Origin of the sequence: Mycobacterium attenuatum (assembly GCF_900566085.1) — a bacterium.
In the GTDB taxonomy this organism is placed as follows: domain Bacteria; phylum Actinomycetota; class Actinomycetes; order Mycobacteriales; family Mycobacteriaceae; genus Mycobacterium; species Mycobacterium attenuatum.
The window spans coordinates 15,141-40,543 of the sequence record NZ_UPHT01000004.1; the positions used below are offsets into that span (position 1 = coordinate 15,141).

Consider the following 25,403-nt stretch of genomic DNA (forward strand, 5'->3'; position numbering starts at 1 on the left):
AGCGGCTTGGTCGCCAGGCTCGAAGGGGCGCCCTTATACCCTGTTGGGCGTGACCGAATCGCCGACCACCACGCCTGGCAGCGCATCCGGCGAACCGACCGGTGCACCGTCCGGTGTCAGAGACACCGAATCCGACGCGCCGCGGTATCGCTACACCGCCGAGTTGGCATCGGGGATAGAGCGGACCTGGCAGGAAAACTGGACCCGGCTCGGGACGTTCAATGTGCCCAACCCGGTCGGCTCGCTGGCTCCCGCGGACGGTTCGCCGGTACCCGCGGACAAGTTGTTCGTCCAGGACATGTTTCCCTATCCCTCCGGAGAGGGATTGCACGTCGGTCACCCGCTGGGCTACATCGCCACCGACGTCTTCGCCCGCTACCACCGCATGACGGGCCACAACGTTCTGCATGCATTGGGGTTCGACGCCTTCGGGTTACCCGCCGAGCAGTACGCCGTGCAAACCGGAACACATCCGCGTACCCGGACCGAAGCCAACATCGTGAACTTCCGCCGGCAGCTGGGCCGGCTGGGTTTGGGGCACGACAGCCGCCGCAGCTTCTCGACCACCGACGTCGAGTTCTACAGGTGGACGCAGTGGATCTTCCTGCAAATCTACAACGCGTGGTTCGACACCAACGCCAATAGGGCGCGGTCGATTGCCGAGCTGGTTGTCGAATTCGAGTCTGGCGCAAGAATTCTCGACGACGCCCGGCCGTGGTCTGAGCTGTCGGCGGGGGAGCGGGCCGAGCTGATCGACAGCTACCGGCTGGTCTACCGGGCCGATTCGATGGTGAACTGGTGTCCGGGTCTGGGCACCGTTCTGGCCAACGAAGAAGTCACCGCCGACGGCCGCAGCGACCGGGGCAATTTCCCGGTGTTCCGCAAGCGGCTACGGCAATGGATGATGCGCATCACCGCCTACGCGGACCGGTTGCTTGACGACCTCGACGCGCTGGACTGGCCCGAACAGGTCAAGACGATGCAGCGCAATTGGATTGGGCGTTCGACGGGCGCAGCGGCGCTGTTCTCGGCGACCATCGCGGCCGGTGACCGCGCCGGCTCGCAGGTCGACATCGAGGTTTTCACCACCCGGCCCGACACGTTGTTCGGCGCGACGTACCTGGTGCTGGCTCCCGAACATGAGCGGGTCGACGAATTGGCCGCCGCCGCGTGGCCCGACGACGTCAACCCGTCGTGGACCTACGGCGCCGCCGCACCGGTCGACGCCGTCGCAGCCTACCGCCGCGCGATCGCGGCCAAGTCGGATCTGGAGCGTCAGGAAAGCCGCGACAAGACCGGTGTCTTCTTGGGTAGCTATGCGATCAACCCGGCAAACGGCAAGCCGGTGCCGATCTTTATTGCCGACTACGTGCTGGCCGGATATGGCAGCGGCGCCATCATGGCCGTCCCGGGCCACGATCAGCGCGACTGGGACTTCGCCCGTACGTTCGGTCTGCCGATAGTGGAAGTCATTGCCGGCGGCGATATTTCGCAAGCCGCACATACCGGCGACGGCGTCTTGGTGAACTCCGGTTTCCTCGACGGGATGAACGTGAGCGGCGCCAAGCAGGCCATGACCGCCCGTCTGGAGTCTGACGGCCGAGGCCGGGCCCGTATCGAATTCAAGCTGCGGGACTGGCTTTTCGCGCGGCAACGGTACTGGGGCGAGCCGTTCCCGATCGTCTATGACAGCGACGGACGGCCCCATGCGCTCGACGACGCCGCGTTGCCGGTGGAATTGCCTGAGGTGGAGGACTATTCACCGGTACTGTTCGATCCCGACGACGCCGACAGTGAGCCATCACCGCCGCTGGCCAAGGCGACCGACTGGGTACATGTCGACCTGGATCTCGGTGATGGCCTCAAGTCGTACAGCCGCGACACCAACGTGATGCCGCAATGGGCGGGTAGCTCCTGGTACGAACTGCGCTACACCGATCCACATAACTCGGAGCGATTCTGCGCCAAGGAAAATGAGGCGTACTGGATGGGCCCTCGGCCCGATGAACATGGCGCGGCCGACCCGGGCGGTGTTGACTTGTACGTCGGTGGAGCCGAGCATGCGGTGCTGCACTTGCTGTATTCGCGGTTCTGGCACAAGGTGTTGTACGACCTAGGACACGTGAGTTCACGCGAGCCCTACCGCAAGCTCATCAACCAGGGCTACATCCAGGCGTTCGCCTATACGGACGCGCGCGGCTCCTATGTGCCGGCGGATCAGGTGATCGAACGCGCCGGCTGCTTCTTCTTGCCGGGTTCGGACGGGGAGATCGAGGTCTTCCAAGAATTCGGCAAAATCGGCAAGAGCCTGAAGAATTCGATTTCGCCCGACGAGATCTGCGACGAATACGGCGCCGACACACTGCGGGTGTACGAGATGTCGATGGGCCCGCTGGAAGCCTCGCGCCCTTGGGCCACTAAGGATGTTGTGGGCGCTCACCGTTTTCTGCAACGAGTGTGGCGACTTGTGGTCGCGGAGGACACCGGTGCGACGCGAGTGGTTGACCGGACCGAACTGGACACCGACACGCTGCGAGCACTGCACCGCACGATCGCCGGAGTGGCGGAAGACTTCGCGGCACTGCGCAATAACACCGCGGTTGCCAAGCTCATCGAGTACACCAACCACCTGACCAAAGCGCAGCGTGACGCGGTGCCTCGCGCGGCCGTCGAGCCGTTGGTGTTGATGCTGGCTCCGTTGGCTCCGCATCTTGCCGAAGAGCTGTGGCTGCGGCTGGGCCACGCCGTTTCTCTGGCGCACGGTCCCTTCCCGGAAGCGGACCCGGCCTATCTTGTGGACGAGACTGTCGAATACCCGGTTCAGGTGAACGGCAAAGTCCGTGGCCGGATCGTGGTGGCCGCCGCGGCGGACAACCGGGCGATCGAAGCGGCCGCGCTGGCCGACGAAAAGGTGCGTGCGTTCTTGGCGGGAGCCATTCCCCGCAAGGTGATTGTGGTCCCGGGCCGGCTGGTCAATCTCGTCGTCTGACGGCGCCGAATGTGAACGGCACGACGCGACACGCCGGAAATCGGAAATCCAACATGCAATTCACGCTCGGCGCCAGAACAGAGCGCTAGCGAGGTCGGATGACGACCTCGTGGACGTGACCATCCGGTGGGGTGGCGACCACGTTTGCCACCACCGAGGCTACCGTCTCGGCCCGCAGGAATCTGGCGGGATCGTAGTTGCCGCCCTCGAACTCGACCAGTTCGCGCTGCATGTCGGTGTCGGTGCGGCCGGGGAAGATCGTCGTAACCCGCAAGTCGGGCTCGTCGGCGCGCAATGAGTCGGCGAAGGCACGCAAGGCGAACTTACTGGCCGAGTAGGACGCCATGCCCGGCGAAACATTGCGTCCGCCACCGGAGTTGATGAATATCACCTGACCGCGGGCTTGCCGTAGTGCCGGCAACAGCGCCAGCGTCACTGCCACGGCGCCAAAGACGTTGACGGCAAAGGTGGCGCGCCACTCGTCGACGTGCGAGTCAGCGACATGGCCGGGGATGGACAACCCGGCATTGTGCACCAACACGTCGAGCTCGTCGACCACTTCGCAGCTGGCCTCGATGGTGCTGTCATCGGCCAGCTCGATCGGAAAAGTGGTGGCGCCCAACTGTTCCGCAATGGCGTCGAGTCGTTCGGAGGGCCGGCCGGCCAGCAGCAGGGTGTGTGTCGGCGCTAAGGCGGTGGCAATTGCCGAGCCGATGCCGCGGCTGGCTCCGGTGATGAGTGCGGTGGGCATGACTTCGAGCGGTTACCAATCAGCTTGGCGGTCGGTTGCTTTCACGCCTGTTCGCGCGCGTCATCGTCCGCGGTGGGAGTGGCCGGTTCTCCGCTGGCCAAACGTTCCAGCGGCGCCAGCGCTTTCATCAGCGTGTCAAGGTCGGAATGGGGGAGCTGGCTGAGCATCGCGGCAAGGGCGGCATGCCGGTTGGCCAGTGACTCGGCGTGTACCGCCCGCCCCTGCGGGGTGATGTCGACCAGAACGGCCCGCAGATCTGACGGGTCCCGGGAACGCTTCACCAGCCCGATCTTTTCCAGCCGCCGGATGGCCACGGTAGTGGTGGGGGTCCGCACACGTTCGTGTGCGGCCAGGTCGGTCATCCTGATGGGACCGCGATCGAGCAAGGTGACCAGAATCGACAACTGCGCCAGCGTCAACTCACCGGCAACCGCGCCGTTGGGATCCCCGCGACGCAAGATCGAGAACAACTTGGACAGCGCGCGGTGCAAACCCTCCGCCAATTCCGTCACCTCGGGTGCGGTGGATTCGCTGTCCGCCATAAGTCGGCAGTCTAACCCGACATGGCGATTGCCGAAGACCTGTGTGGTGACTGTCAGCAGCGGCTAAAGCACTTCGGCCAGGAAGCGCTGTAGTCGCTCGGTCGTAGCAGCTTCGAAGATCTGCTCCGGGGGACCGGCTTCCACGACCTTGCCGTGGTCCATGAAGATGACCGCATCTGATGCCGAGCGGGCGAAGCCCATTTCGTGGGTCACCACTACCATCGTCATTCCGTCGGCACCGAGGTCGGCGATCAGTCCCAGGATTCCCTTGACCATCTCGGGATCCAGCGCAGAGGTCGCCTCGTCGAAGAACATCACCTGTGGGGCCATGGCCAGCGCGCGTGCAATCGCAACGCGTTGCTGTTGGCCGCCTGACAGCATGCCGGGACGGGCATCGGCCTTGTGTTTCAGGCCAACTCGCTCCAAATGACCCAGCGCCATATCCCGGGCCGCGGCGCCGGACAAGCCCCGCAACTTGCGCGGCGCCAGAGCCACGTTGTCGAGCACGCTGCGGTGCGGGAAGAGGTTGAAGTGCTGGAACACCATGCCGATCCGCTGGCGCAGTTCGTTGGGCTTGTCCCGCAACACCGATCGGCCGTCGAGAAGGACGTCGCCGCTGTCCGGCTCATGTAACCGGTTGAGGGTGCGAAGCAACGTCGACTTGCCCGAGCCCGATGGGCCGATCACCGCTGCGGTGGTGCCTGCGGGAACGTCGAGATCGACGCCGCGAAGCACAGCGTTACCGCCCAGCGCCTGGTGAATATCCCTGGCTGCCAACGAAACCGGCGTCCGACGGGCGTCGCCCGTCACGTCATCTCCTGACCGATGGTCGAGCTGACCACATCGGAGGGATCCTGCGGGTCGATCCTCGCGCGGCCGCGCCGAAGCTTGGCGTCGATGTAGTTCACCAGGTGCGTCAACGGGATGGTCAGCAACAGGTAGAAGATGCCGGCGGCCACCAACGGCGACAGGTTTCCGGTCTGCGCGTTGAGGTCACGGCCGATCTGGAACAGTTCACGCTGTTTGGCCACCAGGCCCAGAAAGTACACCAGGGCAGAGGCTTTCAGCAGCGCGATGAACTGGTTGACCAATGCCGGCAGCACTCGCCGGATTCCCTGCGGCACCACCACCAGCCGCATCGCGGCGGAGTAGCTGAAACCCAGGGCACGGGCGGCCTCGAGCTGGCCGGGGTCCACACTCTGGATTCCCGAACGCAGGATCTCGCCGACGTAGGCGCCGGCCATCAACCCCAACGCGGCAATACCCAACGGGTAGGGGTTGTTGTTGGTCAAGCCGCCCACGATCGGGCCGACGCCCAGCCCGATGATCAGGATGATCACCACCTCGGGCAGGCCGCGAAAGATATCGGTGTACACCCGCGCCGGCCACCGCAGCCAGCGCTTGTGCGAGATCCCGGCGACCGCCAGTGCCATCCCGATTGCCAGCCCTATTGCGCTGGCGCTGACAGTCAGGATCAGCGTGTTGGGCAGCCCGGTGTGGAACAGCGCCGGGATGGCCTGGCGGTACATGTCCCAGTCGAAAAAGGAATCCCGAAGCTGCGCAAGGGTCGACTTTGGTGCGGCCGGCTGGACTGGCTTACGGTGCTGGCTGGTCGCGATCGCCGCGAAATCCGGCAAAGTCGGAGCGGCGACGGCCCTCGAGCCGGGTTTCCACCCGGGCGGCACCGTGCGGGGAACCCAGTCGCTGTAGAGCTTCGCCCAGGTTCCGTCGGCGATCACCGCGTCCAGCCCTGAATTCAGGGCGTCGACGAGAGCGGGATTGTCCCTGGCGATCGCATAGGCCACGAAGTCCTCGGTACTGAAAGTGTTTGCGACGGTAACCGCCGGATCGCCAGCCCGCATGGCCGCTGCTGCTTGATTGGCCGGGGCCACCCACGCGTCGATCTGGTGGGTTTTCAGGCTGGCGTACACCGTGGCGAAGTCGGGATACTTCACCGGTTGCAGGTGCAAGGTGTCGACGACGTAGGACTCCTCGACCGTGCCTTGTACCACGCCGATACGCTGGCCCGCGGCCAGGTCGGTAAAGCTGGTGATCGCCGAACCGGGAGGCACCACCAGGGAGTAGTAGCCGAAGTCGTAGCCGTTGGTGAAGGCGACCGTGCGCCGGCGTGCATCGGTGGCCTTCACCGATGCCGAGCCGACGTCGAAACGGCGCGACGCCACCTGGGCGAGTAGCCCGGAGAAGTCCGTGCCCACGAAGCGGACATGCAGGCCAAGCTTGGCGGCGATGGCGCGTAACAGCTCATTGTCGAACCCGGTGAACCGTCCGGTCGAGTTGATGCAGACGTTCGGCGGGGCATCCGAGAGCGTGCCCACCGTCAGCACACCCGGTGTGCCCAGACCCAGTGCACTGACATTGATCGAGCTCAGCGGAACGACAGTCGCGGTGGTGTCGGTGTCGTCGTCCATGCCTGCCGCGACAGCCCTGGACAGGTTGCCGGGCAGAACCGTCGCGCTTTCCACACCGGCTGGCGAACACTGATGCCGATCTGCTGCCGCGGGTGCGGCGGCCGTCATGCTGGCGCTGCCCAGAATGAACAGGGTCGCGCCGGCAGCAAGCAATCTGCGCCCGATTCCGGCGCACGCACCCATACGTGAACTCATCATCGCCACCGTATCGGCCGACCGGCGGGCGCGTGCGGCTCAGAGCACGATCGACGACGGTTCGCGGGTGCCCGTCAACACGCCGACGGCCGGCAGGTCCGGCGGCACGGCGGTCAGGCGTACCGGAACTTCATCCGGCACCAGGCTGCCGTTCGAGGTGAAGACTCTGCGCCGGAACAGTTCGGCCAGCATCGTGTGAGCCATCAGTTGGGAGCGCCCGATACAGGCGGCCCGCGCGGCTTCCGGATCGCGCCGATGTATTGCCGAGTGCTCGTCTTCGTAGAACGACCGCATGTCGTCACGGCCGTTCTGGTAGGTCAGCCAGAAGGCCCGGGGAATGAGGTTTTGCGAGGCGCGAATGCTCGCATGCAGCCGCGGACCCGCGTACTCGTCGTTCACCGTTCGACGGTATTGGCTCGCGACTTCGGAAAAAGTCCGCGGTTCCTTCGACGTGCGCAATGAGCGCATCAGCGCGTCGAGCTGACCCAAGAACCGCGGCGTGGGGTTGGCCGCGGCCCGTGCCGAGGCAATGCCGTTGAGCAGGCCGTCCAGCTCGTGGTGTTCGAGGACGGTTGCTTCGTCGAACCGCTCGATGAACGCCCCGCGGTGGTAGCGAGTCGACACGACGCCGTCATGTTCGAGCTGCACCAGTGCCTCTTGGATCGGCACGCGGCTGACCCCCAAGCCCTGCGCGATTTCGTTGCGGTCGACGCGGTCGCCGCTGCGCAGCTTGCCAGCCAGGATCAGGTCGAGGATGTGCGAAACAACCTGGTCTTTTTCTTTGATCCCATATTTCTTAGGCATCAGTTCCGTTGGTTTCCGTCGAGTCTCTTTCGGCCGCTTCGGCTATCGGCGCTGGCAAGTTTCTCATGACTGGCAGCGCACTAGCGGGCGTTTGGCGGATGAAATCGACGCAAACGCAAACTAATGCCCGTCTCGCCATCTGCAGAGCTGCTCGGCCGCGGTCAGGTCGTAATCGGGGCCGTCGCAACCGACCGTTAGCAGCCTGACCCCAAGCCCGACGAGGGCTTCGGCGTTGGCGATCCCGCCTGTTACGGCGGCCGAGCGTTCAATGGTGGCCGGATCCCGGCCGACGTCGGCGCAGTGCCGGTGGAGCACCGCGGCCTTGGCCTCGAATTCGTCGGCGGCGGTGAAGCTGTGCCACATGTCGGCGTATTCGGCTACCAGGCGCAGCGTCTTGCGCTCGCCGCCGCCTCCGATCAGCACCGGGATGTCGCGGGTGGGTGGCGGATTGAGTTTCGTCAGTCGGGTCTTGATTCGGGGGAGCGCGGCAGCGAGGTCGTCGAGGCGGCTGCCCGCGGTGCCGAACTCGTAGCCGTATTCGTCGTAGTCCTTTTGCTTCCAGCCAGAACCGATGCCCAGCACAAGTCGGCCGTCTGCAATGTGGTCGACGGTACGGGCCATGTCGGCCAGCAACTCCGGATTGCGGTAGGAGTTACACGTGACCAGTGCACCGATCTGGATACGCGATGTCTGCTCGGCCCACGCCCCGAGCATGGTCCAGCATTCGAAGTGAGCACCGTCGGGATCCCCGAAGAGCGGGAAGAAGTGGTCCCAGTTGAAGGCGATGTCGACACCGATGTCCTCGCAGCGGCGGACGGCATCGCGGATATGGCCGTAGTGCGGGGCGTGCTGAGGCTGCAATTGCACGCCGATACGAATGGGTAAATCGGGATGCACGGCTGAGGTCATAGGACCACCGTATGCCCGGCACTACGGGCCCAATGCTCAGCGCCTGCCGAACACCGCACGCAGTATGTCGACGAGCGCGCGCGGTTGGTCGCTTTGCACCGAGTGACCCGACCCCGCTACGACGTGCGCGCCACGGAAATGTGTTGCCCGCCGGGCGAGTTCGGCAACGTCTTCGTCGCTGACGAAGCCCGAGTTGCCGCCGCGCACCAGCGTGATGGGTGCCGACAAGGCGTCGACGTCGTGCCACAAACTCGCGAAGTCCGGGAAGCTGCGGATGGCGTCGTAGCGCCACGTCCAGTTGCCGTTGTCGAGGCGGCGGGAGTTGTGGAACACGCCGCGGCGCAACGCCTTCACCTCGCGATGCGGCGCCGCGGCGATGGTCGCATCCAGCATCGCCTGGAAGCTGGGGAATTCTCGCTCACCGTGCATCAGCGCCACCGTGCCCTGCTGCTGCTTGGTCATCTCCGAGTGCCGCTGCAGCGCCGACGGCGTGACGTCGATGACGACGAGCTCGTCGACGAGCTCGGGGGCGACGGCGCCGAGCCGGATCGCGGTCAGCCCGCCCAACGACATCCCCACGACCAACTCGGCCGATGGCGCCAGCTCACGTAGCACCGGGGCCAGCGTGTCGGCGTTGGGCTGAGGAGAGTAGTCGCCATCCTCGCGCCAACCGGAATGACCGTGACCCGGCAGGTCCACCGCCAGCGCCGGCTCGCCGAGGCCGACGATCACGGTGTCCCAGGTGTGCGCGTTCTGGCCGCCGCCGTGCAGAAAGACCACTCGCGGCGCCGAGCTGCCCCAGCGCAGCGCGCTGATGCTGCCCGCAGCGGTGCCGGCGTCCACACGCTCCACTTGCGGCAGCGGGCCGGCAGCGCCGGCCTGTTCGGCATTCTCGGCCAGCAGATCGAACTCGCAGAGTCCGGCCAGTTCGTCGTCGGAGTTCTCGGTCACGGCTCTGACTCTACGAGTCACGCCCAAGGGCCAGGCGGGGATGACTCTCGACGTCCCGTCGTTCGCTTCGTCCGACCCACCCGGCGGACCACCTGCTATGTGATGCCCAGACGCTGCGTGGGTTCCGCCAATGCACCGCGCGCAGCGATCTGAGCCGGTAGCGGTTGCAACCTTTTGAACCGGACAGGTCATTTTGTGGCCATTCGCGCTGGTTGCCTGTGACGGCTGGCGCACCGAGCCCCGAGCCAACCTTTTCGCAGAACGATGCTGAGGCCGAGAAGGTGCCGCTCCATAACCTATGAATATGAATCGATCGTTGATCACAATTGACGCAAGTGAGCATTTGTCCCAGAATATTGTGACCTCTGCCTGATTCGAACAGCAAATCCAGGATTACCGATGTCACTGCGGATGCCAATGGCCACGAGCTCGTATCCTAGACGCCGCGGTGATTCTGTGAAGGCGACGTCGGACCGCCCCACATCCGGCTTGAACTCCGTGGAATGGTGATCGGCTGCAGGGCCAACATGATTGGAAAGGTTATTAATTAATAATGTCCAAAGACATTAAGGCGGCAAACTTTATCGATGCGAGTACGGTTGAATGCGATGTTGTTCTGTTCAATCGCTCCAAGGCCGCGGAGACGACGGCCAAACAGCGCCGGAAGATCGGCGTCGCAGTTGCAACTTTGGGAGCGCTAACTTTGTGCAGTGGAAGCGCTGCAGCTAATACCGTCCATCTCGGTAGGTTCAATGTTGGCAGACTCGATATCGCTTTAACAGCCTACGATGGCTTCAAGCTAGACACTTGCTCGAACGGCGACTTTAGCTCTACCGACGGCAGTGGTTCCGGCGGAAACTCAGACCCGGTGAGTCCGAGCGGCAGCGGGGGCAATCTCAACGAAATCAACAGCGGAAGCGATAACCCAAGGCCGGAGCAAGTACAGGTCTTTATTTACAGTGATTATAATCCAAACGACACAAGTTACGATCCAAATAGCATCCCCCGCCCTCAGATCGAGCAAAGCTATAATGAGGCGCCCAATTTCGATGTACTAGCTCCAGATCTTACCATTTCGTCAGTTGATCCGTCCCGTTTAATGGAAGTGGGTGTGCCCGAGGTCTATTTTGAACGCGAGCCGGATAGCTTTGACGCCGGCTACGCGAATGGTAGCGTCCACGATTCCGATTCAGAACAGGTCAACCCATTTTCTACACAAAGCATTGTGAGAGAAGATCCCGGGGCGGGCGAGCTACTTCAGGAATATTTCGTCGTAACGACAGACGGGGGATTATTTCCGCGTAACAGCATCAGGCCGGGCGCAGATATAGATGATCTAGGCCAAAATTGGTACAACGAAGTGGTTAGCAATTCTGAAAACAGTCGCTGGACTATGCATGCCGTATATGATCCCGAAAGACTAGACCTGCTCCGTGACTTTGTGCGGGAGCGGCCAAACCAACCACAATGGACCGCCTCAGATGAAGAAAGATATTCTCCAGAAAATATCGACAACTTTGCTCGTCCCAATTATAATGATCCACGTTTTCGTGATGATGATTCAAGTGAAGGCGATTAGGAGCTTCATCCGGAACAGCTGTTAAGAATGCACTGGGCTGGCATGCTCGGCCCGGCCGAACCGGATCCAGGAGCTGACGTTGCAGGCGGCCACCGCGAGCGGCGGGTGCTGGACTGCACCTTGTACGACGCGATGGCCACGATGGATCACGACCACGCTGATCCCGTCGGCAATCCAGGGCCGGTGCAGTGGTCGATGGTGCGTTCGAGCTCCGGTTGCGGGCGCGGCGGTCACGTGACGATGGCTAGCGACCGGCCTTAACCGGCCACTACACCAACACCAGCCCACACCAACCGCCACGTCAAGCCGACCGCAGCGTGCTTACTACCTATCCCACCAAGCCCATTCGACACCAACCGACCGAGCTAGTCGGCCCCGATAATGAACTCTTCGAGCTGAGCGCGGGCGACGTCGTCCGGCAACTGCTGTGGCGGGCTCTTCATCAAGTAGGCCGACGCCGGGATCACCGGGCCGCCGATGCGGCGGTCTTTGGCGATCTTCGCCGCCCGCACCGCGTCGATGATGACGCCCGCGGAGTTCGGCGAATCCCAGACCTCGAGCTTGTATTCCAGGTTCAGCGGCACGTCGCCGAAGGCACGGCCCTCCAGCCGCACATAAGCCCACTTGCGGTCGTCGAGCCAGCCGACATGGTCGGACGGGCCGATGTGCACATCCTTGGTCTTGAACTCCCGCTGCAGGTTGGAGGTGACCGCCTGCGTCTTGGAGATCTTCTTCGATTCGAGTCGTTCGCGTTCGAGCATGTTGAGGAAGTCCATGTTGCCACCCACGTTGAGCTGCATGGTGCGGTCGAGTTGCACACCACGGTCTTCGAACAACTTGGCCAGCACCCGGTGCGTGATCGTGGCACCGACCTGGCTCTTGATGTCGTCACCGACGATCGGCACCCCCGCATCGGCGAACTTCTTCGCCCACACCGGGTCGGAGGCGATGAACACCGGCAGCGCATTGACGAACGCCACCCCGGCGTCGATGGCGCACTGGGCGTAGAACTTGTCGGCTTCTTCCGAACCCACCGGGAGGTAGGAGACCAGCACGTCGACCTTGGCGTCCTTGAGCACCTGGACCACGTCGACGGGCTCTGCGTCGGACAACTCAATGGTGTCGGCGTAGTACTTGCCAATGCCGTCCAATGTCGGGCCGCGCTGCACCACCACGTCGGTCGGCGGTACGTCGGCGATCTTGATGGTGTTGTTCTCCGAGGCGAAGATCGCCTCCGACAGGTCGAAGCCGACCTTCTTCGCATCCACGTCGAAGGCCGCCACGAACTTGACGTCACGGACGTGGTAATGACCGAACCGCACATGCATCAGCCCGGGCACCGTCGAGTTTTCGTCGGCGTTGTAGTAGTACTGGACGCCCTGGACCAGCGAGGACGCGCAGTTGCCGACGCCGACGATGGCGACCCGTACCTCAGGCTGCGCCTCCGGCGCCCCTACCGGCTTGTACTCACTCATTCGGGCGTTCTCCTAACCTCATAGCTTCGGGCAGTGGTTTGTGTCGTTGTGTTACAGGGGCTTTGGTGCAGATTCACGTCTGTTCAGCGTGATTGGGCGCGGCCCGTTCTGCGGCGATGAGCTCGTTGAGCCACTTGACTTCACGCTCGCTGGATTCGAGCCCGAGCTGGTGCAGTTGCCGGGTGTAGCGGTCCAAGGAGCTGCTGGCCCGTGCCACCGCTTCGCGCAGGCCTTCCCGCCGTTCTTCGACCTGGCGGCGACGGCCTTCCAGGATGCGCATCCGGGCCTCGGCCGGAGTGCGGTTGAAGAACGCGAGGTGCACCCCGAAGCCGTCGTCGGTGTAATTGTGCGGGCCGGTGTCGGCGACCAGTTCGGCAAAGCGTCGCCGGCCCTCATCGGTCAGCTGGTAGACCCGGCGTGCGCGCCGCACCGGCGTGCCAGCAGGCGCGGCATTCTCCGCGATCAGCCCCTCGGCCTGCATCCGGCGCAGCGCCGGATACAGCGAGCCGTACGAGAATGCCCGGAATGCGCCGAGCAACCCGGTCAGCCGTTTGCGCAACTCGTAGCCGTGCATGGGCGACTCGATCAGAAGTCCCAGAATGGCAAGTTCCAGCATCGAGTCACCCCCTTTTGTCTGACTGGCTGCGTGAACTACTTAGCGGTTCGACGCCTCGCGTCATCGTATCGTTTCGATATATTTGCCACAACACCACGCGTCGTTGGTGAGTTGTTTGTCACGCACCGCACCACGGTTGTACCCCGCCGCTTGGCCTGGCCAGGGCCGGTTATGAGGGGTAACTCACCTGTTTGACGGTGCCGTCACCGGCGAAGACGATATAGCCGCCGCCGTAGTCGCTGGAAACATACAACGACAGCGACAGCGCTCCGGGCGTGGTGGGATCGTCGGCCGGATCGATGACCAAATACATGGTGGTGACGTCGGACTGCTTCATGCCCAGCGTTTCGGCGGCCCCCCGCATGATCCCCACCGCAGCCTTCACGTCGAACTTACTCAGATCCACCAGGGACGCGTCGGTGCCGCTCTTGGCGGAGCTGGTGGGATCACCCCAGCCACCGCGGTAGGTGTAGCTCAACACCCTGCGATCGTCGGCGGGGTCCTTGCGGTCGAGCACCGCGTACGTGGGATAGATCACCAAGCGGTACCCCATGGTGTCGCCGAACCTCTTGCGGGTCTGCTCCAGTAAGCCGGTGAGCCCACCAAGGGAGTGCAACTGCTTCGGTGGGGTCAGCACCACGGCCGCGATACCGTCCGGCTTGGCTCCCGGATCCGTCGTGAAATCCAGCGGCGAGCTGGTGTTGCCGTACAGGCCCCAGCCGATGCCCACACCTAACAGCACCGATACCCCCAGTGCGGCGGCCAGTAGCCCCAACCCGTTGCGCCGGGCCCGTGACTTGAGGGCGGGAACCTCCGCGGGGGCACTCTCGGACTGCAGGTCGGCGATCAGGTCCTGCAGGTCGCCTAGCGTCACGGCCTTGGTGGCGGTGCTGACCCGGTCGCGGTGTTCTTCCATCGAGAGCTGGCCGTCGTTGAGGGCGGCGTCGAGAATCTGGCAGGCGTCTTGGCGATCGCTGTCCTTGGCCCGTGTCGTCGTCGATCCGCCGCGGGTCAGCGGTGTGCCCAGCCATTTCGCCACGGGGATGATCGTAGAAGTCCCGACCTCGGACACGCGATGCAGCATCGGTGGCGCAGGTCGAGGTGCCGTCGCTCCCGCCCAGCCTGTACCCAGGCCGTGCCGGGCTACATGGCCACGACGGGAAAGCGACGTACTCTGGTCAGCGTGCAACTGCAGCGACAGGTAGTGGACTACGCGCTTCGCCGGCGTTCACTGCTGGCCGAGGTGTACTCGGGGCGCACCGGCGTCTCCGAGGTGTGTGATGCAAATCCCTATCTGCTGCGCGCCGCCAAGTTTCACGGGAAACCAAGCCGGCTGGTCTGTCCGATCTGCCGCAAGGAGCAGCTGACGCTCGTGTCGTGGGTGTTCGGGGAGCACCTGGGCGCGATATCGGGCTCGGCGCGGACCGCCGAGGAACTCGTCCTGCTGTCCACCCGGTTCACGGAGTTTGCGGTCCACGTTGTGGAGGTGTGCCGAACCTGCAGCTGGAATCATCTGGTCAAGTCCTACGTCCTGGGCGCGGCACGTCCTGCGCAACCCCCAAGGGCACCAAGGGGGGCCGCTCGAACGCGGACGGCGCGCAACGGCGCCCGCACGGCCAGTGAATAACGAGGGGCGCCACCACCAGTCGTCGAGTGACGCTGCAGGCGGGCCGGCGGCTGACGGCGTTGACCAACCCCGAGGAAGCGACGACGGGGCCCGTCCGGCAACGCCGCCGCGCCGCCCGGTGCCGCCCGACGATCGAATGACCACGATCATCCCGCCGGTGACCGATGACCAACCCCGGCACGCGGACCCCATTGAGGAGGTCCGGGCTGCCCTGGACAATCCTGCGTCGGCAGCCCTGCATCGCGACCCGCTGGAGCAGGTCAAGGCTGCGCTGAACAGTCCCGAGGCGCGGCCTCGGCACGAGCGGCTGAGCAGCGCGGGCGGTCCGCCGGGCCCAAAGGGTCCGCCTAGTCCGCCTGGTCGGTCCGGTCCAGGGGGGCCGACGGGCGCTCGGTCGCCCAGGCGCAGGCCCGACTGGGTCCGGCAGATCAACTGGAAATGGGTTCGGCGATCGGTTGGCCTGGCCGCAGCGGCGATCATCTTGCTGCCGATTGTCACCTTCACCATGGCTTACTTCATCGTCGACGTGCCCAGGCCCGGAGACATCCGCACGAACCAGGTCTCGACGATCTTGGCGAGCGACGGCTCAGAAATCGCCAAAATCGTTCCTCCCGAGGGCAATCGCGTCGACGTCAACCTCAGCCAGGTTCCGGTGCACGTACGCCAGGCGGTGATCGCCGCGGAGGACCGCGGCTTTTACACGAATCCCGGTTTCTCGTTCAGCGGCTTCGCCCGTGCGGTGAAGAACAACCTGTTCGGTGGCGATCTGCAGGGCGGCTCCACGATCACCCAGCAGTACGTCAAGAACGCGCTGGTGGGTTCGGCGCAGCACGGGTGGAGCGGCTTGATGCGTAAGGCCAAGGAGCTGGTCATCGCGACGAAGATGTCGGGGGAGTGGTCCAAAGATGATGTGCTGCAGGCATATTTGAACATCATTTACTTCGGGCGGGGTGCTTACGGGATCTCGGCCGCTTCGAAGGCCTATTTCGACAAGCCCGTCGAGCAGCTCACCGTCTCCGAGGGGGCGTTGCTGGCGGCGCTGATCAGGCGGCCGTCCACGCTGGACCCGGCGGTCGACCCGGAAGGCGCAGTCGCGCGGTGGAACTGGGTGCTCGACGGCATGGTGGAGACGAAGGCGCTGTCCGCCCAGGACCGCGCCGAACAGCAGTTTCCCAAGACTGTGCCACCCGAACAAGCCAGCGCGGAAAACCAGACCACCGGCCCCAACGGGCTCATTGAACGCCAGGTGACCAAGGAATTATTGGAACTGTTCAACATTGATGAGCAGACGCTGAACACGCAGGGGTTGCAGGTCACCACGACGATCGATCCGCAAGCCCAGCGGGCGGCCGAAAAGGCGGTGGCCAAATACCTCGACGGTCAGGATCCCGACATGCGGGCGGCGGTGGTGTCCATCGACCCGCGCAACGGCGGCGTGCGCGCCTACTACGGGGGCCACAACGCCAACGGCTACGACTTCGCCCAGGCCGGATTGCAGACCGGATCGTCGTTCAAGGTGTTCGCATTGGTGGCGGCCCTCGAACAGGGGATCGGCCTGGGCTACCAGGTCGACAGTTCGCCGCTAACGGTCGACGGCATCAAGATCACCAACGTCGACGGCGAGGCTTGCGGGACGTGCAACATCGCCGAGGCCCTCAAGATGTCGCTGAACACCTCCTATTACCGGCTGATGCTCAAATTGAAGGGTGGCCCCCAGGCGGTCGCGGACGCCGCGCACCAGGCCGGTGTGGCCACCAGTTTCCCGGGCGTGCCCCACACGCTGTCCGAGGACGGCAGGGGCGGACCGCCCAACAACGGGATTGTGTTGGGCCAGTACCAAACCCGGGTGATCGATATGGCCACGGCGTACGCCACGCTGGCCGCGTCGGGCATTTATCACCGGCCGCACTTCGTCCAGAAGGTAGTGAACGCGGAAGGTCAGGTCCTCTTCGACGCTGCCAGCCAGGACAATTCCGGTGAGCAACGCATCCCCAGGGCCGTCGCCGACAACGTGACCGCGGCGATGATGCCGATCGCCGCCTATTCGCGTGGCCACAGCCTGGCCGGTGGCCGGCCGTCGGCAGCCAAGACCGGCACGGTGCAGTTGGGTGATACCACCGCCAACAAGGACGCCTGGATGGTCGGCTACACCCCGTCGCTGTCCACCGCGGTCTGGGTGGGGACGGTCAAAGGCGACGAGCCGCTGGTGACCGCCTCGGGCGCAGCGGTTTACGGCTCGGGTCTGCCCTCAGACATCTGGAAGGCCACTATGGACGGCGCCCTGAAGGGCACCGACAACGAGAGCTTCCCCAAGCCCACCGAAATAGGCGGCTACGCGGGGGTGCCGGCACCGCCGCCGCCCCCGCCGTCAGCGGCGCCGCCGTCGGAGACGGTCATTCAGCCCACCGTCGAAATAGCACCCGGGATAACCATTCCCGTCGGACCGCCCACCACCGTGACCCTCGCGCCCGGGCCACCGTCGGTGCCACCGCCGGCTGACAATCCCACGCCGCCACCGTGACGGCCGTCCCGACCCGCCGCGCAACCGTCTCACCCCAGCCGTTGGCCGCCGATCTGCGTAGCGCAGATTACCGCGACTGCCCCAGCCGCAACGATGTTTTGGGTGCGGCTCTGGCCGACGTCATCGGCGGGCCGGTGGGCCGGCACGCCCTGATCGGGCGCGCCCGGTTCATGACTCCGTTGCGGGTGATGTTCGTGATCGCGCTCGTGTTCCTCGCGCTTGGCTGGTCGACGAAGGCCGCTTGCCTGCAGACCACCGGCACCGGGCCGGGCGACAAGAGGGTGGCCAACTGGGACAACCAGCGCGCCTACTACGAATTGTGCTACTCGGACACCGTGCCGCTCTATGGCGCAGAGTTGTTGAACCAGGGCAGGTTTCCCTACAAATCCAGCTGGGTCGAGACGGACAGTACCGGCGCACCGCAGATCCAATACAACGGACAGCTCGCGGTGCGTCACATGGAATACCCGGTGCTGACCGGCGTATACCAGTACGTCGCGATGGCTATCGCCAAGACCTACACCGCGTTGAGCAATGTCACGCCGCTGCCGGTGATCGCCGAAGTGGTGATGTTCTTCAACGCCGCGGCGTTCGGGCTGGCCATAGCCTGGCTGGCTACCGTGTGGGCAACCTCGGGCCTGGCCGGCCGCCGTATCTGGGATGCCGCACTGGTGGCAGCGTCGCCCCTGCTTATTTTCCAGATATTTACCAACTTCGACGCACTGGCAACAGCTTTCGCGATGGGTGGACTGCTGGCTTGGGCTCGGCGCAAACCATGGCTGGCGGGGCTGCTGATCGGGTTGGGCGCCGGGGCCAAGTTGTATCCGCTGCTGTTCCTGGGCCCGTTGCTGGTGCTGGGAATTCGAACCGGTCGGCTGGGCGCGGTCGGCCGCACGGCGTTGGCTTCCGCGGTGACGTGGCTGGCGGTGAATTTACCTATTATGGTGCTCTACCCCCGGGGCTGGTCGGAGTTCTTCCGGCTCAACACCCGTCGCGGGGACGACATGGATTCGCTGTATAACGTCGTGAAGTCGTTTACCGGCTGGCGCGGCTTCGATCCCGGGTTGGGCTTCTGGGAGCCGCCGATGGTGTTGAACACGGTTGTGACAGTGCTGTTCGCATTGTGTTGTGCCGCAATCGCTTACATCGCATTTACCGCTCCGCAGCGGCCGCGGGTGGCGCAGCTGATGTTTCTGGTGGTGGCGGCGTTCCTGCTGACCAACAAGGTGTGGAGTCCGCAGTTCTCGCTGTGGTTGGTGCCGCTGGCCGTGCTGGCCTTGCCACATCGGCGGATCTTGCTGACCTGGATGACAATTGACGCGCTGGTGTGGGTGCCGCGGATGTATTACCTCTACGGTAATCCGAACCGCTCGCTGCCGGAACAGTGGTTCACTACGACGGTGTTGCTCCGCGACCTTGCCGTTGTGATGTTGTGTGCGTTGATAATTCGGCAAATCTACCGGCCTGAGGAGGATTTGGCGCGCTGGAATGGGCGAGTCGACGATCCCGCGGGCGGTGGTTACGATCGCGCTCCGGACGCCGCACCTGATTGGCTTCCCAGTCGGCTGCGTCCCGTGGCGTCGCGCCTTCAGCCGATGGCGGCGACGACTGGTGCCACGCGGGAGGCCTGATGCAGGTTGCGATCCCGCTGTTCCCGAGGTTTACCGCGCTGGACGCGGTCGGACCCTATGAAGTCCTGCAACGTATTCCGTCGATTGATGTGGTGTTTGTCGGGCACCAGCGCGGCGAACTGCGCACCGAAAACGGCATGCTCGGCCTTATCTGCGATGCCACCTTCGACGAAGTCGGCGCGCCCGATGTCGTGGTTTTTCCCGGCGGTATTGGGACTCGGGTGCTGGTCGGCGACGAGATCATCAGCGGCTGGCTGCAATCGGTCCACCCGCAGACCAGATTCACCACCTCGGTGTGCACCGGAGCGTTGTTGCTGGCCGCCGCGGGTCTGCTCGACGGCCTGACCGCCACGACGCATTGGCGAGCGGCTGATCAGCTCAACGCGCTGGGCGCGCAATATGTGCCCGACCGTGTGGTCGAGCACCTACCGCAGCGCATCATCACCGCCGCGGGGGTCTCCAGCGGCATCGACATGGCGTTGCGGTTGGTCGAGTTGCTGGTCGATCGGCAAGCCGCCCAGGCTGCCCAGCTGCTCATCGAATACGACCCGCAGCCACCGTTCGCTTCGGGATCGCTGGCTGGCGCCGACGAGGCGACACGGGCGCGGGCCGCCGAATTCCTGCACCGCCGCAAGTAACTGGATTGGCAAATGCCGAGATTGCGGTGCGCGTTGCGGTTTCTCCCCGGACCGAGACCCGCGGCGCAATCTGGGCGCGCAGCACGGCTTCGTTCGGCGATTTCTCTGGGCAGCGCGTTATCCGGTAGCCTGGGGCGGTTGCCGACGCAGGCGACCCTCCTGCCACGGACCGACCGTGACCGCACAGACCAGAGGAGGTGATGAGGTCCCTATGCGTCCATACGAAATCATGATCATTCTCGATCCCACCCTCGACGAACGCACCGTCGCCCCGTCGTTGGAGACGTTTCTGAACGTCGTCCGCAAAGACGGTGGAAAGGTCGAGAAGGTCGACATCTGGGGCCGGCGGCGCCTGGCCTACGAGATTGCCAAGCACTCCGAGGGCATTTACGTCGTCGTCGACCTGAAAGCTGCCCCGGCGACGGTTTCCGAGCTCGACCGCCAGCTGAGCCTCAATGAGTCCGTACTGCGCACCAAGGTGATGCGCGCCGACAAGCACTAGCCCGGCGACGATGCGGCCGCGGAGCGGGGGCGGAGGAGCTGGGCAATCAGGCACTAGCCCGGCGACGATGCGGCCGCGGAGCGGGGGCGGAGGAGCTGGGCAATCAGGCACCAGCAGCCGCTGTCGCCCCTGTTGCCTAGGCTCGACTCAAAGACGCTCATGACTACCCGCCGGGCGCGGTTCAGGCGGAACAAGGAGAACTATTGTGGCTGGTGATACCACCATCACCGTCGTCGGGAACCTGACAGCTGATCCTGAATTGCGATTCACGCCGTCGGGGGCTGCCGTCGCGAATTTCACGGTGGCGTCGACACCGCGGATCTACGACCGGCAGAGCGGTGAATGGAAAGACGGTGAGGCGCTTTTCCTGCGCTGCAACATCTGGCGGGAGGCCGCCGAGAATGTGGCGGAAAGCCTCACCAGAGGTGCGCGGGTCATTGTGACCGGCCGGCTCAAGCAGCGTTCGTTCGAAACCCGTGAGGGCGAGAAGCGCACGGTCGTCGAGGTTGAGGTCGACGAGATCGGGCCGTCGCTTCGGTACGCGACCGCCAAAGTCAACAAGGCCAGCCGCAGTGGCGGTGGTGGCGGCTTTGGCGGCGGTGGCGGGTCCCGACCGGCGTCCGCGCCGGCCGGCGGCGCACCCACTCCCGGCGACGACCCGTGGGGCAGCGCTCCGGCCTCGGGCTCATTCGGCGGCGACGACGAGCCGCCCTTCTGATCGACATCACTTCCCATCACTGAGCTACGGAAAGAAAGAAACCCATGGCCAAGTCCAGTAAGCGCCGCCCGGCTCCGGAAAAGCCGGTCAAGGCGCGCAAATGCGTCTTCTGCGCGAAGAAGGATCAAAAGATCGACTACAAGGACACCGCCCTGCTGCGGACCTACATCAGCGAACGCGGCAAGATCCGTGCGCGCCGGGTTACCGGCAACTGTGTGCAGCACCAACGAGACATCGCAACCGCGGTGAAGAATGCCCGTGAAGTCGCGCTTCTGCCCTTTACCTCATCGGCGCGGTAGCCGACGGTAACTGCTGCAAGCCCAACGAAAGTACGCAAACGATGAAGCTGATTCTGACGGCTGACGTTGACCATCTTGGTTCCGTAGGCGACACAGTCGAAGTCAAGGATGGCTACGGCCGCAATTTCCTCCTGCCCCGCGGCCTGGCGATCATGGCCTCGCGTGGTGCCCAGCGGCAGGCTGACGACATCCGCCGAGCCCGTGAATCGAAGGCCGTGCGCGACCGTGAACATGCCAACGAAATCAAGGCCGCCATCCAAGCGCTTGGCCCGGTCGCACTCCAGGTGAAGACGGCGGGCGACTCCGGCAAACTGTTCGGTTCGGTGACCGCCGGCGACATTGTCTCAGCCATCAAGAAGGCGGGCGGCCCGAATCTCGACAAGCGGATCGTCCGCCTACCCAAGGCCCATATCAAGGCGGTGGGCACGCATCCGGTGGTGGTGCACCTGCACCCGGAAGTCGACGTCGAGCTCTCGCTGGACGTCGTCGCCGAAACTTAACCAGCCAGAGCTGTTCAACCCGGTGGAGCCAAGCGCCCCACCGGGTTCTGTGCTGCCCGAAACTGGCTGTCCGACCGCCTAGTTCGTTACCGGAAAAGGTTGCCGCTGGCGAACTTTTCCGGGGGTGTCTTGGTGTGGTCGCCGTTACCACGGCTTAACTCGCCGAAAATCTCGGCGAAAACCAACACGCCCGAGGCCGTAACCTCGCCCGACACGCCGGGAAGATTGTTGTCCACACAATACATATGCCGTTGTACGGCGTTTATCTGCACCGATGTTGGGATGACCGGGGTTGATCCACAGGTTTTGCACACCCCGTTCAACATGGGCGTCAGCGGATATGCACACGCCATGCACAGCTTCATCAACAACCACCCCTTGGAGGACTGGCCAGCAACGTTTAGCGTCGTCCCGGCGCAAGGCGATGCGGGCACCTCCGGGTGGCCAATTGAGCTGGGGTGGTGACGATGTGGGTGGCGCAGCGACCCGTCAAAGAGCCGGCCAACTGAGCTGGGAGCGGGGTTTGTTGTCGGAGCTTTGATTTACGCTCTGCATATCGCGATCGAATGTACGTTCGGATGCTTGTGTCGGAGGAGGTGATAGCCCATGGCGGTCGTCGATGATCTAGCCCACCCCGGAATGGACGCTCCGCCTCCCAGTGAGGACTTCGGCCGTCAACCCCCGCAGGACCTTGCCGCGGAGCAGTCCGTGCTAGGCGGGATGCTGTTGAGCAAGGACGCCATCGCCGATGTGCTGGAGCGCCTGCGGCCCGGTGATTTTTATCGTCCCGCCCACCAAAATGTCTACGACGCCATCCTCGACCTGTATGGGCGTGGCGAGCCCGCCGACGCGGTGACGGTCGCCGCAGAATTGGACCGCCGTGGACTCCTGCGCCGCATCGGTGGTGCACCTTACCTGCATACCCTGATCTCCACGGTGCCGACGGCCGCCAATGCGGGCTACTACGCCAGCATTGTCGCGGAGAAGGCGGTGCTGCGCCGGTTGGTGGAGGCGGGCACCCGAGTGGTGCAGTACGGCTATGCCGGTGCCGAGGGCGCCGATGTGGCCGAGGTGGTCGACCGTGCCCAAGCGGAAATCTACGACGTCGCCAACCGGCGGTTGTCCGAAGACTTTGTGCCGCTTGAGGATCTGCTGCAGCCGACGATGGATGAGATCGATGCGATCGCCTCCAACGGCGGCGTCTCGCGCGGTGTGCCGACGGGCTTTACGGAACTGGACGAGGTGACCAACGGCCTGCATCCGGGACAGATGATCATCGTCGCGGCGCGTCCCGGGGTGGGCAAGGCGCTGGCCTTGGATACGCCGCTACCCACACCGGTCGGCTGGACCACGATGGGAGACGTGGCCGTCGGCGATGAGTTACTCGATGCCGACGGCTTGCCGACGCGGGTCGTCGGCGCGACCGGCGTCATGTTGGGCCACCCGTGCTATCAGATCGAATTCTCCGACGGCACAATCATTGTCGCCGATGCCGAACATCAGTGGCCGACCGGTCATGGGATCCGGACCTCAGCCCAATTGCGTTGTGGGCTGGACGCTGTCGCGGCGGCCGGCTCCGGGCCGCATGGTGCCGGAGGTCAGCGCACCGCCACACTGACGCCGGTCTTGCAGGTCGTCTCGGTGCGCCGGGTCCCCAGCGTCGCGGTGCGCTGCGTCGAGGTCGACAACGCCGCACGGCTGTATTTGGCCGGTCGTGGCATGGTGCCGACGCACAACTCGACACTGGGGCTGGATTTCCTGCGGTCGTGCTCGATCAAGCATCGACACGCCAGCATCATTTTCTCGCTGGAGATGAGTAAGTCCGAGATCGTGATGCGGCTGTTGTCGGCCGAGGCGAAAATCAAGCTTGCCGATATGCGCTCGGGCCGCATGACCGACGACGACTGGACGCGGCTGGCCCGGCGGATGAGCGAAATCAGTGAGGCGCCACTGTATATCGACGACTCGCCGAACATGACCATGATGGAGATCCGCGCCAAGGCACGCCGGCTGCGGCAAAAATCCGGTCTGCGTCTGGTCGTGGTCGACTACATGCAGCTGATGACCTCGGGGAAAAAGCACGAGTCGCGTCAGGTCGAGGTATCGGAGTTCTCGCGCCAGCTCAAGCTGCTCGCCAAAGAGCTCGAGGTTCCGGTGGTCGCGATCAGCCAGCTCAACCGTGGGCCCGAGCAGCGCACCGACAAAAAGCCGATGTTGTCCGATCTTCGCGAGTCGGGCTGTCTGACGGCCGCTACGCGAATCTTGCGCGCTGATACCGGCGCTGAGGTCACCTTCGGTGAACTCATGTGCACCGGCGAGCGCCCACTGGTGTGGTCCTTGGATGAGCAGCTGCGCATGGTCGCGCGGCCCATGACCAACGTTTTCCCGAGTGGGCACAAGGAGGTGTTCCGCCTTCGGCTGGACTCGGGGCGTGAGGTCGAGGCGACCGGCAACCACCCTTTCATGAAGTCCGAAGGCTGGATTCCGTTGGAACAGTTGAGGATCGGCGATCGGGTGGCAGTACCTCGACGTGTGCCCGAACCGGTTGAGACGCAGCGAATGGACGAGCAGGAGCTGATCTGGCTGGCCCGCAGTATCGGCGACCGGTCGTGTGGTAAGTGTCAGCCAACCGGTTACGCGCCGGTGGATGAGGCCAACCTCGTGGCGGTGACCGTTTCGGCCGCGAATTCGGGTGTGATGGCGGTGTGCGACGGCTACGCTGCCGCGCAGGTGCGGCTGCCCTCGACCTCGACGGAGCGGCCGGTGCGCGGCCGAAGAAACCCGGTTGCGGCCTGGCTCGACGGACTCGGATTGTTCGGCAAGCGCGCTCACGAGCAGTTTGTGCCCGAGGTGGTTTTCCGTGCTCCCAACGACCAGGTCGCGGTGTTCCTGCGTCATCTGTGGGCGGCGGATGGGCGGATGCGCTGGGATGCCAAGCGCGCGCAGGCGCGCATTTACTATGCGGCTACCAGTCGGCGTCTCGTCGATGATCTAACTCAATTGCTGCTTCGACTCGGAATTAGTGCGTGTATTAGGCACGTACCGAAGCTTGGCTGCCGCGACTCGTGGCAGCTAGACATCCGCGGCCCCGAAAATCAGACCAGATTCCTGAACCACGTCGGCGGCCATGGTGCCAATGCGATCGCGGCAAGAGAAGTGCTGAGCCGCCTTGTCGGTATGGCGCACACTCCCGATCTGGGCTGGGAGCCGAAACACGTTGAGTTGCAAGTCAACAAGACCATGCTGCGGCGGTTGGCGGCCGCCGTAGGTATTCCGTGGCGTGGCCCGGCGCTGTGGAGGCGCTCGGCTGGTTGGTCGGGGCTGCATTGTGCGCCAGCGTGGCGCGACGACCCAGACATTCCTGCGCCGGCAACCAGCGACGTATCCTGGGACAGGGTTGTCGAGATCACCAGCCTTGGGGAGCATGACGTCTATGACGGAACGGTAAGCGGCACACACAATTTCGTCGCTAACGGCATGAGCGTGCACAATTCGCTGGAGCAGGATGCTGACGTCGTCATTCTGCTACATCGACCGGACGCATTCGACCGTGACGATCCACGCGGGGGAGAGGCGGATTTTATTCTCGCCAAGCACCGTAACGGGCCGACCAAGACAGTCACCGTGGCTCACCAGCTGCACCTGTCACGTTTTGCCAACATGGCAAGGTGAGAACCTACAGGTGTAGGTTCCCGATTTTGACTTCATAATCCCAGGTTTGGTTTCA

General features: G+C 64.2%; 23 protein-coding genes. 12 read left to right on the plus strand and 11 right to left on the minus strand.

Annotated elements, in window-relative coordinates:
• The first annotated feature begins 49 nt into the window (after positions 1-49).
• Positions 50-2,989, plus strand: coding sequence for a leucine--tRNA ligase (gene leuS / locus EET13_RS00415; RefSeq protein WP_122440419.1), 2,940 nt, complete (start codon positions 50-52; stop codon positions 2,987-2,989).
• Positions 2,990-3,074: 85 nt separating this feature from the next.
• On the opposite strand, the gene EET13_RS00420 is transcribed toward leuS, so the two are convergent.
• From EET13_RS00420 to EET13_RS00450, 7 genes are all read right to left on the minus strand, one after another.
• A complete protein-coding gene (locus tag EET13_RS00420) occupies positions 3,075-3,740 on the minus strand; it encodes an SDR family oxidoreductase (RefSeq protein ID WP_122440420.1) in 666 nt (221 codons plus the stop codon).
• Positions 3,741-3,781: 41 nt separating this feature from the next.
• Entirely contained in the window at positions 3,782-4,282 is a 501-nt protein-coding gene (locus EET13_RS00425) for a MarR family winged helix-turn-helix transcriptional regulator (RefSeq protein WP_122440421.1), read from the minus strand.
• Between the two features lie 63 nt (positions 4,283-4,345).
• Positions 4,346-5,092, minus strand: coding sequence for an amino acid ABC transporter ATP-binding protein (locus EET13_RS00430; RefSeq protein WP_122440422.1), 747 nt, complete (start codon positions 5,090-5,092; stop codon positions 4,346-4,348).
• Positions 5,089-6,909: an ABC transporter substrate-binding protein/permease gene (locus EET13_RS00435; protein WP_425294210.1), complete on the minus strand. Its 1,821-nt coding sequence runs from the start codon at positions 6,907-6,909 to the stop codon at positions 5,089-5,091. The genes EET13_RS00430 and EET13_RS00435 overlap by 4 nt, the downstream gene beginning before the upstream one ends.
• A 36-nt stretch (positions 6,910-6,945) precedes the next feature.
• Positions 6,946-7,710, minus strand: coding sequence for a GntR family transcriptional regulator (locus EET13_RS00440; RefSeq protein ID WP_122440424.1), 765 nt, complete (start codon positions 7,708-7,710; stop codon positions 6,946-6,948).
• 120 nt (positions 7,711-7,830) lie between these two features.
• Positions 7,831-8,619: an LLM class F420-dependent oxidoreductase gene (locus EET13_RS00445; RefSeq protein ID WP_122440425.1), complete on the minus strand. Its 789-nt coding sequence runs from the start codon at positions 8,617-8,619 to the stop codon at positions 7,831-7,833.
• A 36-nt stretch (positions 8,620-8,655) separates the two neighbouring features.
• Positions 8,656-9,570 (minus strand): alpha/beta fold hydrolase, encoded by a 915-nt coding sequence (locus EET13_RS00450; protein WP_122440426.1) that lies wholly within the window; start codon positions 9,568-9,570, stop codon positions 8,656-8,658.
• A 553-nt stretch (positions 9,571-10,123) separates the two neighbouring features.
• On the opposite strand from EET13_RS00450, the gene EET13_RS29795 reads away from it, so the two are divergent.
• Entirely contained in the window at positions 10,124-11,149 is a 1,026-nt protein-coding gene (locus EET13_RS29795; protein ID WP_136623072.1) for a hypothetical protein, read from the plus strand.
• 365 nt (positions 11,150-11,514) lie between these two features.
• Here the strand turns inward: EET13_RS29795 and EET13_RS00460 are convergent, their stop codons facing one another.
• The 3 genes from EET13_RS00460 to EET13_RS00470 form a co-directional block, all read right to left on the minus strand.
• A complete protein-coding gene (locus EET13_RS00460) occupies positions 11,515-12,624 on the minus strand; it encodes an inositol-3-phosphate synthase (RefSeq protein ID WP_122440428.1) in 1,110 nt (369 codons plus the stop codon).
• Between the two features lie 73 nt (positions 12,625-12,697).
• Positions 12,698-13,240, minus strand: a complete 543-nt coding sequence (locus EET13_RS00465) for a PadR family transcriptional regulator (protein ID WP_075545942.1) — start codon at positions 13,238-13,240, stop codon at positions 12,698-12,700.
• Between the two features lie 169 nt (positions 13,241-13,409).
• Positions 13,410-14,279, minus strand: coding sequence for a DUF1707 SHOCT-like domain-containing protein (locus EET13_RS00470; RefSeq protein ID WP_122440494.1), 870 nt, complete (start codon positions 14,277-14,279; stop codon positions 13,410-13,412).
• Between the two features lie 144 nt (positions 14,280-14,423).
• Between EET13_RS00470 and EET13_RS00475 the strand changes: the two genes are divergently transcribed.
• The 8 genes from EET13_RS00475 (at position 14,424) to rplI (ending at position 21,676) form a co-directional block, all read left to right on the plus strand.
• Positions 14,424-14,867 carry a DUF5318 family protein gene (locus EET13_RS00475; protein ID WP_211189003.1) on the plus strand — a complete coding sequence of 148 codons (444 nt, stop codon included), beginning with the start codon at positions 14,424-14,426 and terminating at the stop codon, positions 14,865-14,867.
• Positions 14,860-17,388, plus strand: coding sequence for a transglycosylase domain-containing protein (locus tag EET13_RS00480; protein WP_122440429.1), 2,529 nt, complete (start codon positions 14,860-14,862; stop codon positions 17,386-17,388). The genes EET13_RS00475 and EET13_RS00480 overlap by 8 nt, the downstream gene beginning before the upstream one ends.
• Positions 17,385-19,019, plus strand: a complete 1,635-nt coding sequence (locus tag EET13_RS00485; RefSeq protein ID WP_122440430.1) for a glycosyltransferase family 87 protein — start codon at positions 17,385-17,387, stop codon at positions 19,017-19,019. Before EET13_RS00480 ends, EET13_RS00485 begins: the two co-directional genes overlap by 4 nt.
• Positions 19,019-19,657: a DJ-1/PfpI family protein gene (locus EET13_RS00490; RefSeq protein WP_122440431.1), complete on the plus strand. Its 639-nt coding sequence runs from the start codon at positions 19,019-19,021 to the stop codon at positions 19,655-19,657. Before EET13_RS00485 ends, EET13_RS00490 begins: the two co-directional genes overlap by 1 nt.
• Positions 19,658-19,868: 211 nt before the next feature.
• Positions 19,869-20,159: a 30S ribosomal protein S6 gene (gene rpsF / locus EET13_RS00495; protein WP_023369150.1), complete on the plus strand. Its 291-nt coding sequence runs from the start codon at positions 19,869-19,871 to the stop codon at positions 20,157-20,159.
• A gap of 205 nt (positions 20,160-20,364) precedes the next feature.
• The gene (locus EET13_RS00500) at positions 20,365-20,877 is read left to right on the plus strand and encodes a single-stranded DNA-binding protein (RefSeq protein WP_122440432.1); all 513 of its coding nucleotides are present in this window, start codon (positions 20,365-20,367) and stop codon (positions 20,875-20,877) included.
• 44 nt (positions 20,878-20,921) lie between these two features.
• Positions 20,922-21,176 carry a 30S ribosomal protein S18 gene (rpsR, locus tag EET13_RS00505; protein WP_023369156.1) on the plus strand — a complete coding sequence of 85 codons (255 nt, stop codon included), beginning with the start codon at positions 20,922-20,924 and terminating at the stop codon, positions 21,174-21,176.
• A gap of 41 nt (positions 21,177-21,217) precedes the next feature.
• Positions 21,218-21,676, plus strand: coding sequence for a 50S ribosomal protein L9 (rplI, locus tag EET13_RS00510; protein ID WP_122440433.1), 459 nt, complete (start codon positions 21,218-21,220; stop codon positions 21,674-21,676).
• 86 nt (positions 21,677-21,762) lie between these two features.
• On the opposite strand, the gene EET13_RS32215 is transcribed toward rplI, so the two are convergent.
• A complete protein-coding gene (locus tag EET13_RS32215; protein ID WP_280177651.1) occupies positions 21,763-21,891 on the minus strand; it encodes a hypothetical protein in 129 nt (42 codons plus the stop codon).
• A 67-nt stretch (positions 21,892-21,958) separates the two neighbouring features.
• On the opposite strand from EET13_RS32215, the gene EET13_RS00515 reads away from it, so the two are divergent.
• Positions 21,959-22,141, plus strand: coding sequence for a hypothetical protein (locus tag EET13_RS00515; protein WP_122440434.1), 183 nt, complete (start codon positions 21,959-21,961; stop codon positions 22,139-22,141).
• A 141-nt stretch (positions 22,142-22,282) separates the two neighbouring features.
• On the plus strand, positions 22,283-25,348 hold the full coding sequence (locus tag EET13_RS00520; RefSeq protein ID WP_122440435.1) for a replicative DNA helicase: 3,066 nt from the start codon (positions 22,283-22,285) through the stop codon (positions 25,346-25,348).
• The last annotated feature ends 55 nt before the right edge of the window (positions 25,349-25,403 follow it).